Origin of the sequence: Endozoicomonas sp., from assembly GCF_031844845.1 — a bacterium.
Lineage (GTDB): Bacteria > Pseudomonadota > Gammaproteobacteria > Pseudomonadales > Endozoicomonadaceae > Endozoicomonas.
Genome location: NZ_JAVRMB020000421.1, coordinates 1 through 15,321, shown reverse-complemented (window position 1 = coordinate 15,321; position 15,321 = coordinate 1). Strand labels below are relative to the sequence as shown.

Below are 15,321 nucleotides of genomic sequence, written 5' to 3'. Positions count from 1 at the left end.
AGCATGGGAACGAGGTTTCCGGAGGCTTTTGCGACAGCCTCCTGCGCGGGGATGACGATTGCGTGTTAATTTGACCTGTCTCGACAACCACTCTCCGCGTGGAAACGAGATTGACTACCACATTCCTCAAGGCTTTCCCATGACCCTCAAATACTCCGGTGATATCCGGGAACTCTGCTACCCATTTATCTACGAAGACTCTCCCCTGTGCGACTATGAAATCATCACTGATGAACTCTGTGCCACATTAGGTGGAGTGATCAGTGAGTTGGAAGGAGATGGGCGGTTTGCGGATATCTATGATTTTCTGGATAAACTTCAGCCAAAAATATTTCATATGAATGGTTCGGTTCGAGGAAAACAGGCCGTTTTTGAAGAGCAGATTCAATGGCTGGCCGGTTACTTTGACCAGTACCAGAAAGAGATTGAAGGGCAGTTGCACGGATTTGTTCTTCCCAGGGGAGGCCGGGCGGTGCAGTTATTACACAGTTGTCGTTCACTTTCCAAGAAGGCTGTTAGAGCTTTGGTAAAAGTCGATGCTCACGGAATAGAGGTACCCAATGAATTGCACCGGTTTGGCAACATGCTCTGTAATCTGTTTTTCCGCTTAACGGTGGTCATCAATCGTCGGTTTGGTATTGTTGAGCCTGAATACCAGAGTCTGAGCTATAACCTGAAGCCGCCATCCAAGAAAACTGTTTAATCGATCTGTTCCCACACAGGATGTGAAGAAAGAAAGTCAGAAAGTCAGGGACATCCACAAATATATCCATAGCATCAATATGGTTATTCCCGGGCAATTTGCTTTTCTCGAACCTTGTTGTACAATAAAACGTACATGTACAGTTAAGGGGGGTTAAGCCATGGACACAATAAGCTATACCAAGGCTCGAAGCGCTCTGGCGAAAACCATGGAACAGGTGTGTGACAATCACGCCCCGGTTATTATCACCCGCAAGAATGAAAGGCCGGTGGTGATGATGTCGCTGGAAGATTATCAGGCCATGGAAGAAACCGCCTATTTATTGAGAAGCCCGAAAAATGCCCGGCGTCTGCTGGAATCCATCGCCCAGCTGGAAAGTGGAAAAGGGACTGAGCACCCCCTATGAAGCCGATTTTTTCCGATCAGGCATGGGACGATTACCAGTACTGGCAAAAGACCGACAAGAAGATGGTGGCCCGGATCAACAAACTGATCAACATTGCCAGACGCACCCCGTTTGAGGGCATCGGCAAACCTGAACCCCTGAAGCATGGCTTATCGGGATACTGGTCCCGGCGGTTGAATGATGAGCATCGGTTTGTTTATAAGCCTGCGGATGATGCCTTGCTGATTGCCGGGTTGCGTTATCATTATTGAAAACAGACCCTATTACGCACCTGCACGATATGGTTATTCCCGGGCTTCACGGCAACGGCTCCCCGCCGGCGCGGGGATGACGGTCAGGTGTTAATTTGCCCTTTTGCAACATGCTCAGGCTGTGGGAACAAGTCAGAAGAACTTCTCTACCCTCTCAGGGTGATTTAATAACTTCCTTTATATTGAAAGCCTTTGAAACTGATTTTATACAGCAGTGAATAAATCACCGGCAGAACAACCAGCGTCAGAATCGTAGCAAAGCCAAGACCAAAAATAATGGTCACCGCCATGGATTTGAAGAAGGCATCAAACAGCAGTGGAATCATTCCCAGCATGGTGGTCAGGGCAGCCATACAGACCGGCCGCAGACGACTGACTGATGCATGAAAAATAGCGTCGTGAGGATCCCGGCCTTCTTCCAGCTCCTGCTTAATCTGTTCTACCAGAACGATGCCGTTTTTAATCAGCATTCCCGACAGACTCAGAAGCCCCAGCAGGCCCATAAAGCTGAATGGTGTATTGAGCACCAGCAGACCGGAAACCACACCAATCAGTGCCAGGGGTACGGTACTCCAGATGGCTAACGGTTGTCGTATGGTGTTGAACAGGAATACGGTGATCAGAAACATCCCCAGGTAGCCCATGGGAATCGAGGCGAATACGGCACTCTGGGCGTCGGTGGACAGCTCGTAGGCACCACCCCATTCCAGCGCATAGCCTTCCGGTAACGGAATGGCTTCAATTTTCCCACGAACTTTCCGGAACACGCTGTCCGTGGTTTCATCACTCAGCAGCTCGGGGTCGGCCATTACCGACAGCATGCGCTTGCGGTCCCGGCGGACAATCAGCGGGTTTTCCCATTCCGTATCAAAGCTGGAAATGGCCTGGGTGATGGGGACAAAGCTGTTTCGGTCGGCGCTCCATACCTGCAGGTCAGTGATACTGTCGGCATTCAGTCGTTCACTTTCCGGGGCGCGGACGATCAGCGGCATTAACTGGCTGCCATCCCGGTAAACCCCCATTTGCCGGCCAGTGAAGTTGACCAGCAGGGCATTATCCAGGGCTTGTTTGGAGATGCCGCTGCGCCGGGCGCTGGCTTCATCAAGATGGGGGCGGACAATGCTTACCTGGTTACGCCAGCCATGTCGTATATTGGTGGCCGTGGGTTCATCCCGCAGTACTGCCATAGCCTGAACCGACAGGGCGCGTAATACTGCCGGGTCCTCGCCGTAGAAGCGGGCTTCAATTTCAGCGGGAGCGGCAGGGCCGTTCTGCATCAGTTTGATGCGGTATTCCACCTCGCTGAATTCTTCGCTGAGCAGGGTCTCCAGTGAGGCAACCAGTGGCGTAATGGCTTCCAGATCATCGGTTTCGATAATCAGCTGGCCAAAGCTGGTGTACTGTTTTTCCGGCATGTAAGGGAGAATAAAACGCTGGGCTCCCATACCCATCACCGAGGTGACATTTTTAATGCCGGGCATGGTTAGCACCTGCTGTTCCAGCTTGGCCAGTTCCGCTTCGGTTGCCCGGATATCGCTGCCCTCGGGCATCCAGAAATCTACAAAGAATATGGGCGTGTTGGAAGGTGGAAAGAACACATTTTTTACCGAGCCAAAGCCCACTACCGCCAGCACCAGTGCCAGCATAGTCAGGACTATTGTGGTGGGGCGGTGCTTCAGGGCAAAACCCAGCAGTTGTTTATAGAGGGTGAACAGGGCGCCCTGGTACGGGTCAAAGGATTCTGCATTCTGTCCGGCAGCGGCCTCCGTTTCAAATTTCTTGAACAGGATGTTACAGAAAAACGGCGTCAGGGTGATGGCGGTAATCCAGCTCAGGAGCAGCGAGATCAGCAGCACCTGAAACAGGGAAAGACAGAATTCACCGGTGGCATTATCAGAAAGGCCGATGGGCGCAAAGGCCATAATGGCGATCACGGTGGCGCCCAGCAGTGGCCATTGATTCTGGCTGACTACCCGCTTTGATGCTTCCAGCCGGGTCAATCCCCGCTGGATACCCACTTGAATACCTTCGGTGACTACGATGGCATTATCCACCAGCATCCCCAGGGCAATAATCAGCGCACCCAGGGAGATCAGCTGCAGATCAATATTGAACATTTTCATGACAATAAAGGTGCCAGAGATGGTCAGCAGCAGCACCGCGCCCATCAGCAGGCCGGCACGAACCCCCATGGCCAGTAGCAGCACCAGGATGACAATCGCCACGGCCTCACCCAGGTTGATCAGAAAGCCATTAACGGATTCCGATACCGTGGCGGGCTGATCGTATACCGTGGTGAGTTCAATGCCGACGGGTTGTTCCGGCGTCAGTTCATTCAGTCGCTGACGAACCTTGTCGCCTATATCCACAACATTCACACCGGAGGTAAAGGAGACGCCCAGGGAAAGGGCTTCCTCACCGTTGCTGCGATAGAGGGTGTCCGGGGTTTCGTCATAGACCCGGCGAACACTGGCGATATCACCGAGGCGCACCAATTGTGTGCTTCCCGGAGGGCTGATAATCAGTTGCTCCAGCTCCTGGACCCGGGTGAACTCCCCGGTGGGGTGAATACGGATGGAGCGGCCATCCACCAGCATATTGCCAGCATTGGACACCACATTCTGGTTTTGAATCAGGGAAAAAATCCAGGCCGGATCAATACCCAGATTAACCAGCTTTGCCTGGGACATTTCCACCACAACCTGTTGCTGGCGGGCACCGGCAATGGCGACTTTTTTCACGCCTTCTACCAGCACCAGCTCACGCTTCAGGTAGTCAGCATAGTTTTCCAGATCTCTGGCTGTATAGCCTTCGCCGGTAATAGTGAACAGCATGCCAAACACATCGCTGTAGTCGTCCATTACCACAGACGGATAGACTCCCGGGGGGAGGCTGCTCTGACCATCGTTGATTTTACGACGCAGTTCATCCCAGATCTGTGGGAGCTGGCTGGATGGGTATTGCTCTTTCATCTCCACCATAATCTGGGAGCGGCCATTATTGCTGATGGAGTCAATAACTTTGACGTACTCCAGCTGTTGGATGGCTTCTTCCAGGGGCAGGGTGACCTCTTCTTCCACCTGTTCTGGTGATGCACCAGGATAGGGCGTGATGACCATCGCCTGTTTGATGGTGAATTCCGGGAATTCCAACTGGCCCAGGCCAAAAAACGACAGTGCACCACCCACCAGCAGGATGACCACAAACATCCAGCTGATGACCCGGTGGGAAATAGAATATTCAGCAATATTCATGGTTTATAGTCCCCGCTCTTTACGCAGAGGCTTAACGGTCATGCCGTCGTAAAGCTGGCTGAGACCGGCCGTGACAATGCGGTCACCGGGGTTGATACCGGAAAGGATCTGCACGCCGGCTTCGGTAATACGCCCAGCGGTGATTTCCAACGGCTGTACCTGTTTGCTGGCTTCATCAAAGCGCCAGACCACGGTCTTATTGTTGGCATCATCCCTGGCAATGGCTGAGATGGGCACCAGAACATAGCTGGGTTGATCCTCCAGATCGATGATTCTGGCCAGGTCGATGATCACCGTAGCGGTCATGCCGGGCAGGATATTCATATTGGCCGGGGCGGTGCGGGTAAAGATTACCTCGTAACTCTGGGTGCCGGGGGTGACCCTGGTCGCGTGTTCTTTATAACTGACCGGGAACCCTTTGCCCGGAGCGCCAGGGAAGGTGGCCATGGGCTGGTAGCTGCGGTCGGCGGTCTTGCTGTTGACATGGGAGACAATGCTTTCCGGCACCTGGATGCTGATGTCGAGGCGATCGCTGCTCTGCAGAACCAGAACCGGCTGTTGTGCCTGTACCTGCTGATGCTCTTCAACCAGAGTCTGGGCGATCCGGCCACTAAAAGGCGCTTTCAGCAAGGTGTATTCCAGTTTGTCGCGGCTGAGCTTCAGGGCCGCTTCGGCGGATTTCAGTTTGGCACTGGCGGTATCAAAGTTTGATTGGGAGACTACTTTCTTCTTGAGCAATGAGCTGGTTCGCTCAAATTCTACTTTGGCCAGCTCATAATTGGCCTGACGGTCTTGCAGTTCATTGCGGATATCCCGGTCGTCCAGATAAGCAAGCACCTGACCTGCCAGAACATTATCGCCCTGATTGATTTCGATCTGCTCGATCTGGCCCGGAATACGAAAAGAGATTTCCGCTTCTTCTGTGGCAGTGACTTTACCGGGAAAGTAACGCAGCTGTTGTTGCTGTGGATCTTTTACGGTGAACAGTTTGACGGGGCGAACGACATTGTGACTGGTGACGATTTCTTCTTTATCACAGCCAGTCAGCAAGCTGACCGCCAGCAATATCATCACAGTAACGGATGAGCGGGTTGAGGTGAAAAAATGCATGGGGGGTGGAACTCCAAACAAATACAAAAAAGGCGTTCTCTGCACTCTCTCCCTGTACGGGTCAGGAAAACGTGGAGATAGCATTTTGGTTAGATAAACTCTGGCAGGTTCTATTGATCTGTAAATGCAGAAACAATGCGTTGAGCCTGAATTTTGCTGTTTTCAATAAGGGTTTCAGAGAAGGGATCTTGCCAGCCCCAGCCCTGAAGGTATTTACCAAGATTAGTGGCCAATAAACTAAAGCCGTTGTCTTTTTGCAGGGCGGGCTGCCTCAATCCAAAGCCGGTCATGCTGATCTGGAACAGACCTTCCCCCAGACTCCAGAGGCCCATCAGAATACCGGTAAGCGCATCTTCCCGATTTTCCTGAGTGATCGATGGGTTCTCAGTCATCGCCTCAATAACCAGGGTTTCAACCAGTTGGCTGATTATTTGATAAATGTCGTCCAGTGCCCGGACTCGCTCTGCAGACGCCCGTTGCCAGATGTCCGGAGTCATGGCCAGCTTGCGAAGAAAGTAATGGTGAGGCTGCCGGGCATCACAGAGCCAGATCGCTATATTCAGTGTTAATAGCCGCTCCATCGGGGGCGTGGGACTCTTAATCACCTGGTCAAAAATGGAAGCAATCGTTTTTGAAATATGTATGGCACATCCCAGAAGGAGGTCTTCTTTGCTGGAAAAGTGTGAATACACGGTTCCCATAGAGAATTGGGCCTGTCTGGCAACCTCTGACATTTTCAGATCCATAAATCCCTTTTCCTTCAGAATATGCAGGGTGGACTGAATGATGGTTGCTTCTCTCTGAGTCCTTTTGTCGGATGCTGACATGACAGATAACCAGTGGGTTGAGAGCTATAGAGGGTGCGGAGAATAAAGTAATCATGAATATTAGTCGAATGATATTCGAATAATATTTTTGATAGGTTGAGGGTTGAAGAGTACCGTTAATAAAGAAGAAAAATAGTCGAAATATCAGGTAGGGAGGAAAAACTGGCGCACAACGTTTCTGCTGTTTCTCTTGCCAATTTGCTGTTCTTCTGGAGGTATGGATGCTGCTACTGGTGTTTTTTGCGTGTTTTATCGTTGCTTTTACTGCTTTTTTATCGCTTCTTGAATCGTCAGTGGTGGCTATTGACGAGCTGAGACTGGTGACCATTTTGTACAAAAACCCCCGGAATCAGGAAGCCATTCAGATGGTTTTTCAGAAAAAGCGGGAGCACCTCTCGGGTATTGTTTTTTTGAGCACACTGGTCAGTATTTCCGGGAGCACGGTGCTTGGTGCGTTGGCGGCAAGAGCGTTTAATGATCTCTGGCTGGCTGTTTTTACGGCACTGCTCGCTTACTGTATGTTGGTATTTGCCAAAGTGCTGCCCAAGCTGCTGGCCGTTCAGACTGCTGATAAAGTGGTTATCCAGTGGGCACCCGTTATTCGCCTGATTTACGTCCTGACAAGACATATATTGCTGCTTGCCATGTTCTGGACCCGAATCCTTCCTCACCATAAAGAAGCAATCCGCAGCAACGATGATCTGAGAGGTATTATCAGGTATTACAATAAACGGGGGGTTACTGGTAAGAGTCAGCGAAAACTCGCTGAAGCCGTGTTGAGTTCCCATCAGAAAAATCTGGCGGAACTGGTTGAACACTCCATTCCTGCCGTTTGTCTTCCGTCAGAGGTTACTGTCGCTTCTGTTGAAGAAACACTGCGGTCATTTCCCTGCAAACGCTATATTGTGCTCAAGGATAACCAGCCCGCTGGCATTGTGCTGTATCGCCACCTGGCTCGTTGTATGGTGAATAGTGACGCAGAGATGTCGGTTGGTGAGTTAATGAGAAAAACGATTAATCTTGCGCCGGAAACTTCACTGCATGAAGCGGTGACAGAACTCCATGAAACCCGAGCTTCTATAATTCTGCTGCTTGGCGAAACCGTCGAGCAGACTCGAATTGTGACCGCCAAGAAAGTGTTTCAGGCCTTACTCCGTTAGTTATCAACGTTATCCGCAGTCCGTTATCCGAAAAATCCGGGGTCGCTTATGCTTTTGCGGGCAACGGGCAACGGCCTTTTACAAGCCTCAGTAAAATGCGGGTTTTATTTCGAGACAATTTCTAATTGGGTATATCCCCACTCATCTTCGATAATGCCACGGACGTCTACTTCCAGCCGGTTATGAAAGTGAGGAGCATTAATCACCAGGGTATGAAACTCGCCATCTTCACCGGTAGGGCAGACACCTTCGTTTTGAATCTGAACAGCAATCTCCGGCGTGAGTATTTTTCCCAGCAGGTTACGATCAAGCTTGTCGGCCTTCAGGCTGACGATCATGGTTTCAAAACCGTTAGCAAACATATCTTGCAGTAGTTGTTCCCTGGAGTAGTGCCAGAGTGGGAAATGAGGGGTAATGCCAGTGTCCACCAGAATCTTTTCATACCAGTCCCGGTGAGCCTGCAAGTCGATATCTCCAAACGTCAGTTGAAAGGTGTTGAAGGTATTTTTAACGTCCTGAAGTGCTGCTTTTAAACCCGCTTCATATTCTCCGAAATTTGCTTTACCAAAGACGATGGGCAATTGCATGCACTCAGCCTGGGCTTCAAGAACATCCCGGTTCAGGCCATGGGCACTGGTTTGCTCCTTGTCAGCCTTCAGCATGGTCAGCAGGCAGGTTGGGGTAAGTCCTTTCCTGATCGATTGCCAGAGTGCAAAGCAGGCATCTTTCCCTCCACTCCAGGAGGTGCAGAATAATTGCGTGGCCGGTGGTTCTGATGAGGACATATTCGACATTGTAGAGGCTCAACAAAAAGAAAACATAGCAATGGTCGGACGTTAGCATGACCTGATTATGGTCAGCTATGTTTTTGACCATGCCAGGTGTGACCTTTTTTAAAAGGTGGCCTTATTGAGTATCACGGATACCGCGGAATACGCTTTGGGTGTTGCGACCGTGCAGGACAGTCAGGCTCTTCGGGCGTATAATTCTCGGCATTTTAGTAATCACATGTTGATCCTTCTATATGACTCAGACCATTGAAACTGATGTGGTAGTTATTGGCGGCGGTATTGCCGGCCTCTGGCTATTCAGAACTTTGAATACTCTTGGCTATCGTTCCGTACTGTTAGAGCAGGATTCCCTGGGTGGTGGACAGACCATCAAGTCTCAGGGGATCGTCCATGGTGGTACCAAATATACGCTGACCGGTCAGTTGACCAATGCCGCCCAGGCCATTGCCGCAATGCCGGATCGCTGGCGTAATGCGCTGGCTGGTGAAGGTGTTGGTGGAGGGGGTGTGGCTGACCCGGATCTGCGTTCCGCCAGGATATTGTCTGAACACCACTATCTCTGGTCACCGGGGGATATCGGTTCAAGAATGACGTCGTTTTTTGCCAGCAAAGCCTTGCGTGGGCGGGTGGAAACGCTAACGAAGGAAAATTTGCCGGCAATATTCAAGCATGAAGGATTCCGTGGGAAGGTTTATCAGCTCAATGAAATTGTACTGGATATCGCCACGGTTACCCGGGCCCTGGTTCAGGGACTGGAAGATAAAACGGTCAAAGTTGACTGGCGTGAGCAGGGCAATGCCCAATTAAAAACCGACAGCCAGGGTAATATTGAGGCTATTGAATTATCAAACGACAGAGGTCAAAAGGTTCAGCTGAAGGCTAAACGGTTTGTACTGTCGGCTGGTGAGGGAACTGAGGCGCTTCTTAATACCTGGGGGGTTAACGATCCAAAAATGCAAGTGCGGCCACTGCACATGGTCATGGTTCGTCATCATCATCCTGAGCCTGTTTATGCCCACTGTCTCGGCACTACACCCCTTCCCCGAATTACGGTTACCAGCCATCCTGATGCCGATGGGAAATGGGTATGGTATCTCGGTGGAGGCATTGCTGAAGATGGGGTCAAACAGTCTGCTGATGAATTGATTGCAACGGCGAAGAAAGAGATGAAGGCGCTGCTGCCCTGGGTGAACCTGGATCAGGCCGAGTGGGCTACCCTTCGTGTTAATCGTGCTGAACCAAAGCAGAGCCGCTTGCTGCGCCCTGATGCTGCATTCTGTCAGCCGGTTGCTAACGGTATTGTCACCTGGCCTACCAAGCTGGCCCTGGCGCCTAACCTTGCAGATGAGGTGGTGCGGCTGTTGCAGGAAGATAATATTCGTCCAGTGACCGATAAAACGGTGTCAATGCCTGCAGGGTTTTCCCAGCCTGAGATCTGTCCAAACTTCTGGCAGGGATGTTTTGACGAAAAGGAAACTTCATGAACCAGGGTCTGGGTAGAAAACGAATTGCAGGCACAGATATTGAGGTATCTCCCCTTGGGTTTGGCACCGTTAAGTTTGGCCGGAACCAGGGCGTAAAGTATCCCGAACATTTCACCATGCCTGATGACCGTGAAATGTTCGAGCTTCTCAATCTCGCCCGGGAACTGGGTATGAATCTTCTGGATACAGCTCCTGCTTACGGCACCAGTGAAGAACGCCTGGGTGAATTATTTGTCAGGCATAAGGGGTTTCGGGAGCAGTGGGTGATTTGCAGCAAGGTGGGAGAAGAGTTTATCAATGGCGAATCTTGCTTTGATTTCTCCGGGCAGCATATACGATTCAGTGTCGAGAGAAGCCTGAAGCGGCTGAATACTGACGTAATCGAACTGATGCTGGTCCACTCCAGCGGTGACGATGTCAATATCATTGAGCAGTCGGGCTGTCTGGAGGTTCTGGCCGACCTGAAGAAAGAGGGGAAAATTCTTGCTTCGGGTATGTCCACCAAAACCGTTGAAGGTGGCATTCTGGCGCTTAAACACTCTGATGTTGCCATGGTGACTTATAACCTGAACGAGCAGGCAGAAAAGCAGGTACTTGATTACGCACTGGAACAGGGTAAAGGCATTTTAATCAAGAAAGCATTGGCCAGTGGTCATGCCTGCCTTTCTGGTCAGGATCCTGTTCTGGAAAGTATGAAGTTGGTTTTTTCACACCCGGGTGTTTCTGCGGCTATTGTTGGAACCATCAATCCTGCTCATATGCAACAGAATGCAGAGGCCTGTATTGCGGCCTCTGCATGAGAGGCTCAAATGCAAGGTGTGCTGCCAGTTAGAATCTGTCCCGGAATAACTTGCCTTTTTTACCACAGAGACACGGAGGGATAAATCAAGGTTTTTCTCTGAGACTCTGTGGTGAACAAAACCGGGAGATTATTAACAGGACAATTCCTTAACTCTAAATTAGCTGTATTTCTCGCCGATAGCTGATCTTCTCAAAAGGAGGGAGCCATGAGGCACAAATCAGTAATGGGCATTAAAAATATCTTGCATAAAACAGCAGCTTCTTATTTTTCAGAGCTGAAGGGACAATGTCAGCTATGGCAGTATCGGGTGGAAGGGCGGCAAAATCTGGCAAAAATGGATGCAAGGCTTCTTAAGGATATCGGATTGACTGAGTCGGATCGCCTCAGGGAAATCTCGAAACCATTTTGGCAAGAGTAAGCTTCTATCGAAAATATTAAGGCGAACTATCCATTATATTTTCACGCATGCAGGCATTGTAAATATAGTCATCTTCCGGAAAGTCCACAGTAACGATATTGACTCTGTTTTCTGTATGGCGGGCTGCATTGACAACATATCGCAAAAGTCCGGATGGATAACGAAGTGTTTTTACAAATGCACGCAGACTCGATGGCTGGCCGGGTTTAGCCCCTCAGGAAAGCAGACTCGATGGCTGGCCGGGTTTAGCCCCGCCGGGTTTAGCCCCTCAGGAAAGTGAAAGAGGTCTGCCGTGGCGCGCAGCAGACCAGATCATGAGTGGGCTTATCAGGCTGGCTGTGTATCCTTTTCATCGCGAATTTTATCCACGATGGCGGTTGTTGAGCAGTTTTCCAGGAAAGCGAGCACTTTTACTTCACCACCGTACTCATGAACTATAGGAGCGCCGACCACCTGGTCCAGCGTATAGTCACCGCCTTTAACCAGTACATCGGGCTTGACTGCACGAATCAGGTCTTCAGGGGTGTCATCATTAAAGCTTACTACCCAGTCAACCGCTTCCAGACCAGCCAGTACGGCCATTCGGCGATCAACCGGATTAATCGGACGACCTTCGCCTTTCAGACGAGTGACTGATTCATCGCCATTAATCGCAAGAACCAGCCTGTCTCCCTGCTTTCGAGCCTGTTCAAGATAGCCCACATGGCCGGCATGGAGAATATCAAAACAGCCATTGGTGAATACGATCTTTTCACCGTGTGCACGGGCATCTTCAACAGCAACGATCAACTGTTCCTGAGAAACAGCACCGCGCTCAGCACCCAGTTCGCGGTTTACTTCACGTCTCAGCTCAGGCATGGAAATGCTGGCGGTTCCCAACTTGGCAACAACAAGGCCCGCCGCAATATTGGCAAGACCTGCAGCTTGCGGCATATCGCAGCCGGCGGCTAATGAGGCTGCCAGAACCGCAATAACCGTATCCCCTGCGCCAGTGACATCAAATACTTCTCTTGCCCTGGCTGGGAAATGGACTTCAGTCTCATTTTCACGAATCAGGGTCATGCCGTGTTCACTGCGGGTAATCAGCAGTGCACCCAGTTCCAGCTCTTTTAATAATTGCTGACCTTTACTGACCAGTTCCTCTTCACTGCGGCAGGGGCCAACAATGGCCTCGAACTCTTTCAGGTTTGGCGTGATAGCCGTCGCGCCACGGTAACGCTCAAAGCAGGTGCCTTTAGGATCAACCAGTACTGGAATATTGTGTGACCGGGCAAGGCGGATTAGCTGTTGGCATCCCTGCAGCGTTCCCTTGCCATAATCGGAAAGCACAATGGCGCTCAGGTTTTTGATCAGTTGTACTGCTTTTTCTTCAATGACATCGGGACTCAGACCTTCAAAAGCTTCTTCATGATCAAGGCGGATCAATTGCTGGTGCTGGGAAATAACTCGCAGTTTGGTGATGGTTGGCACACCGGGGATGCGTGCAAAACTGCAAAAAATACCGGCGGCTTCCAGGCGGGTCTGAAGGGCGTCGGCGGCTTCATCATCACCCGTTGCCCCGATAACCCAGGCAGGGGCACCTAGTGTTGCAATGTTGAGCGCAACGTTGCCTGCACCGCCGGGACGGTCTTCTATCTGCCCGACTTTCACTACCGGTACTGGTGCTTCCGGTGAAATCCGGGAGGTTGCGCCATGCCAGTATCGATCCAGCATGATATCGCCAATCACCAGAACTCTGGCCAGATCAAAGCGAGGGATAGTCAGTTTCATTTTTCGGATCCGGTTTATTCAACGGCCATTTTTTAGCATGTAATACGGATGTAATAAACACCTGGACAACGAAATATTTGATCAGATGTACAGCGACGGGCATTTCATGGCTCGGCTCAGTTCCAGATAAGTGTTGGTGTTTTACCACAAGTCGCTGAAAGCTTGCTGCAGCGAGGGACTCAGTAATTCCGAGAATCTCGCGGCGTTACTGGCTTTAGGAAGTGTACCAACACTTAACCTGAACTGAGCCTCATGGCTCTGTGCCCATGGATTGAGTTTGAGACGTAATGGCATCTAATACGCCGATTAATGTGCCCAGTTCCTTATGAGGGTAACGCAGTTTGGGGTCTTCGAAGAGTTTTCGTAATGATTGTGATAATTGGTAAGCAGATTCGGCAGGTATATTCATGCCATAGTGTAAGATTTTATTTGTATAATCAACTATCTCGTCTGTTGCTACGCCGTGCTTGTCATTATTTGCTTTTTTTTCATTATAAATTTTTGGCAGTGTGTCTATGAATTCCTTCACTTTATTCACAAATTTCGTGATATCTGATTTGTTATCACTTTCCATGTTTTCCGGTTTCTCAGGATTGTTCTTCTTTGGAACATGAACTCGAACCTCCGGCTCTGGCTGATCTTGATAACGTGCCAGCTTATCATTTTCTGGCAATGCTGAAGAATCAGCTAACGGTTGTTTCTCAGATTTTGTTGTCTTTTTTTTGCGAACTGTAGGTGTCGGTTCTTTAGATCTGTGATCTGTATTGAGACTATTACTGTTCGGCACTGTTAAATTATCAATAACCTGCCTTGTTTTATCTCTTATTTTATCGACGATCTCTTTGTCAGTCTTTTTCAGAGATTTATCATGCTTTTTTTTACCAGTAGTAATATGAAACTCGGTAAGTTCTTTTTCCAACTTTTTATTAAAGGTGTCGGCTCTGCTTATTGTACTTGCTTGTGCTTCAGCTAATCCCAAGTCTGGTGTTGATAACAGTTGTTTGGTTAGATTTTCGATGGTCTCCAGATGTTTTGTTTCTTCGGGTCCAGACGGTCTGGGTTGGATTCTTCTTAATATTTTTGTTTCATCAAGTAAAGTGTTCCAGATGCCTGCATCAGAATTTAGCATAGGTGATGCTATTTTCAAAAAACTCTGTGAGTTTAATTGTGGATAATCCAATCCCTCTATTTTAATACTGGAGGTGATGTTTGGTGGGTTTCTCAGAAAATCATCTGCTGTTTCCGGCTGTTCAATAGCAATGCGGACATCCAGAAGTACCTTCTTAATCGATGCTGTAGTATCAACGGTAGTGGTTGGTCTGGCTCGGGCGCCAGCGAGGGGTTTGCCTTTCTGTTGTTGCAGGTTTTGGGCGTCGGCTTTGGTTTGCTGTTCCGATAACTTTAAATCTAATGTGGAATTATCAAGGATGATGATTTTGTTTCCCTGCTTGTTTTTAACAAATTTATCGGCCTGATTATTCCACTGTAATAAAGTATGAAAAGGATAGTTAGTAGAAATAGGTTGTGTCATAAATAATAAATCCTTGATAACGGGGCTAATTGAAATCAGATGTTGGGATTTTTATTGGACACCGAGTCATAGGAATAGTGCCTGAAAAATTTCACTAACTATGGCTGACTTTCCACCACCCAAAGATCCGGCAGAACCGTGTATGCCGTCAGGATGACAAACAATACCATCAGCGGCGAAGCACATATGCCAAATACAATGGAAATCACCAGCGGATTACTGATGGAAGAAAAGAATAGGACACCCATAAAAAAAAAGAATAAAAGAATAGGACACCCATAAACTGGACTTTCCAAATATCGATTCTATTTTTCTCCTTAAATAAGAGAAAAGAATAGGACACCCATAAAAAAAAATAATAGGACACCCATAAACTGGACTTTCCACAGAAAGAATAGGAAAGAATAGCGGAAAGAATAGGACACCCATAAAAAAAAAATAGGACACCAAAAGAATAGGACACCCATAAACTGGACTTTCCAAATATCTATTCAAAAGAAAATAATAGGACACCCATAAACTAGAAAGAATAGGACACCCATAAACAAATAATAGGACACCCATAAACTGGACTTCAGAAAGAATAGGACACCCATAAACTGGACTTTCCAAATATCTATTCTACTTTTCTCCTGAACCCATTTTATTCCTGACAGGAGAACCCATGACCAGGCCACGGCGAAATCTGATCGATACGGCGAGTACACGCTACTACCATTGTGTCGCTCGCTGTGTTCGCCGGGCGTGGCTTTGCGGTCAGGATCACCTTTCGGGAAACAACTACGAACATCGCCGCCAGTGGGTGATCGATCGT

The 15,321-nt window shown here is 49.2% G+C and carries 13 protein-coding genes; 7 read left to right on the top strand and 6 right to left on the bottom strand.

Annotation, left to right across the window (positions count from 1 at the left end; translation table 11 throughout):
- Positions 1-139 precede the first annotated feature (139 nt).
- From RM811_RS23190 to RM811_RS23180, 3 genes are all read left to right on the top strand, one after another.
- Positions 140-703 carry a cobalamin adenosyltransferase gene (locus tag RM811_RS23190; RefSeq protein ID WP_402529033.1) on the top strand — a complete coding sequence of 188 codons (564 nt, stop codon included), beginning with the start codon at positions 140-142 and terminating at the stop codon, positions 701-703.
- A 160-nt stretch (positions 704-863) separates the two neighbouring features.
- Positions 864-1,109, top strand: coding sequence for a type II toxin-antitoxin system Phd/YefM family antitoxin (locus RM811_RS23185; RefSeq protein WP_402529031.1), 246 nt, complete (start codon positions 864-866; stop codon positions 1,107-1,109).
- Positions 1,106-1,360, top strand: a complete 255-nt coding sequence (locus RM811_RS23180; RefSeq protein ID WP_402529028.1) for a Txe/YoeB family addiction module toxin — start codon at positions 1,106-1,108, stop codon at positions 1,358-1,360. The genes RM811_RS23185 and RM811_RS23180 overlap by 4 nt, the downstream gene beginning before the upstream one ends.
- A gap of 164 nt (positions 1,361-1,524) precedes the next feature.
- Here the strand turns inward: RM811_RS23180 and RM811_RS23175 are convergent, their stop codons facing one another.
- The 3 genes from RM811_RS23175 to RM811_RS23165 form a co-directional block, all read right to left on the bottom strand.
- Positions 1,525-4,614, bottom strand: a complete 3,090-nt coding sequence (locus RM811_RS23175) for an efflux RND transporter permease subunit (protein WP_402529026.1) — start codon at positions 4,612-4,614, stop codon at positions 1,525-1,527.
- A gap of 3 nt (positions 4,615-4,617) precedes the next feature.
- A complete protein-coding gene (locus tag RM811_RS23170) occupies positions 4,618-5,724 on the bottom strand; it encodes an efflux RND transporter periplasmic adaptor subunit (RefSeq protein WP_402529024.1) in 1,107 nt (368 codons plus the stop codon).
- 110 nt (positions 5,725-5,834) lie between these two features.
- Complete coding sequence (locus RM811_RS23165; protein ID WP_402529021.1) at positions 5,835-6,551, bottom strand: TetR/AcrR family transcriptional regulator; 717 nt, start codon at positions 6,549-6,551, stop codon at positions 5,835-5,837.
- A 221-nt stretch (positions 6,552-6,772) separates the two neighbouring features.
- Here RM811_RS23165 and RM811_RS23160 point away from each other — a divergent pair, with 221 nt between their 5' ends.
- Complete coding sequence (locus tag RM811_RS23160) at positions 6,773-7,711, top strand: CNNM domain-containing protein (RefSeq protein ID WP_402529018.1); 939 nt, start codon at positions 6,773-6,775, stop codon at positions 7,709-7,711.
- A gap of 104 nt (positions 7,712-7,815) precedes the next feature.
- Here the strand turns inward: RM811_RS23160 and RM811_RS23155 are convergent, their stop codons facing one another.
- Positions 7,816-8,505, bottom strand: a complete 690-nt coding sequence (locus RM811_RS23155) for a diphthine--ammonia ligase (protein WP_402529016.1) — start codon at positions 8,503-8,505, stop codon at positions 7,816-7,818.
- A gap of 230 nt (positions 8,506-8,735) precedes the next feature.
- On the opposite strand from RM811_RS23155, the gene RM811_RS23150 reads away from it, so the two are divergent.
- From RM811_RS23150 to RM811_RS23140, 3 genes are all read left to right on the top strand, one after another.
- On the top strand, positions 8,736-9,986 hold the full coding sequence (locus RM811_RS23150; RefSeq protein WP_402529014.1) for an NAD(P)/FAD-dependent oxidoreductase: 1,251 nt from the start codon (positions 8,736-8,738) through the stop codon (positions 9,984-9,986).
- Positions 9,983-10,786, top strand: a complete 804-nt coding sequence (locus tag RM811_RS23145) for an aldo/keto reductase (RefSeq protein WP_402529012.1) — start codon at positions 9,983-9,985, stop codon at positions 10,784-10,786. The genes RM811_RS23150 and RM811_RS23145 overlap by 4 nt, the downstream gene beginning before the upstream one ends.
- A gap of 225 nt (positions 10,787-11,011) precedes the next feature.
- Positions 11,012-11,206, top strand: coding sequence for a DUF1127 domain-containing protein (locus RM811_RS23140; protein WP_402529009.1), 195 nt, complete (start codon positions 11,012-11,014; stop codon positions 11,204-11,206).
- Between the two features lie 327 nt (positions 11,207-11,533).
- Here the strand turns inward: RM811_RS23140 and hldE are convergent, their stop codons facing one another.
- Both hldE and RM811_RS23130 read right to left on the bottom strand, forming a co-directional pair.
- On the bottom strand, positions 11,534-12,976 hold the full coding sequence (gene hldE / locus RM811_RS23135) for a bifunctional D-glycero-beta-D-manno-heptose-7-phosphate kinase/D-glycero-beta-D-manno-heptose 1-phosphate adenylyltransferase HldE (protein ID WP_402529008.1): 1,443 nt from the start codon (positions 12,974-12,976) through the stop codon (positions 11,534-11,536).
- 250 nt (positions 12,977-13,226) lie between these two features.
- A complete protein-coding gene (locus tag RM811_RS23130; RefSeq protein ID WP_402529006.1) occupies positions 13,227-14,507 on the bottom strand; it encodes a hypothetical protein in 1,281 nt (426 codons plus the stop codon).
- Between the last annotated feature and the right edge of the window lie 814 nt (positions 14,508-15,321).

Bases quoted from the DNA above. Each gene is read 5' to 3' on its own strand.
- RM811_RS23145 (WP_402529012.1), top strand. From the start codon at position 9,983: ATGAACCAGGGTCTGGGTAGAAAACGAATTGCAGGCACAGATATTGAG.
- RM811_RS23140 (WP_402529009.1), top strand. From the start codon at position 11,012: ATGGGCATTAAAAATATCTTGCATAAAACAGCAGCTTCTTATTTTTCA.
- RM811_RS23175 (WP_402529026.1), bottom strand. From the start codon at position 4,614: ATGAATATTGCTGAATATTCTATTTCCCACCGGGTCATCAGCTGGATG.
- hldE (WP_402529008.1), bottom strand. From the start codon at position 12,976: ATGAAACTGACTATCCCTCGCTTTGATCTGGCCAGAGTTCTGGTGATT.
- RM811_RS23160 (WP_402529018.1), top strand. From the start codon at position 6,773: ATGCTGCTACTGGTGTTTTTTGCGTGTTTTATCGTTGCTTTTACTGCT.
- RM811_RS23165 (WP_402529021.1), bottom strand. From the start codon at position 6,551: ATGTCAGCATCCGACAAAAGGACTCAGAGAGAAGCAACCATCATTCAG.
- RM811_RS23185 (WP_402529031.1), top strand. From the start codon at position 864: ATGGACACAATAAGCTATACCAAGGCTCGAAGCGCTCTGGCGAAAACC.
- RM811_RS23180 (WP_402529028.1), top strand. From the start codon at position 1,106: ATGAAGCCGATTTTTTCCGATCAGGCATGGGACGATTACCAGTACTGG.
- RM811_RS23130 (WP_402529006.1), bottom strand. From the start codon at position 14,507: ATGACACAACCTATTTCTACTAACTATCCTTTTCATACTTTATTACAG.
- RM811_RS23190 (WP_402529033.1), top strand. From the start codon at position 140: ATGACCCTCAAATACTCCGGTGATATCCGGGAACTCTGCTACCCATTT.
- RM811_RS23150 (WP_402529014.1), top strand. From the start codon at position 8,736: ATGACTCAGACCATTGAAACTGATGTGGTAGTTATTGGCGGCGGTATT.
- RM811_RS23170 (WP_402529024.1), bottom strand. From the start codon at position 5,724: ATGCATTTTTTCACCTCAACCCGCTCATCCGTTACTGTGATGATATTG.
- RM811_RS23155 (WP_402529016.1), bottom strand. From the start codon at position 8,505: ATGTCGAATATGTCCTCATCAGAACCACCGGCCACGCAATTATTCTGC.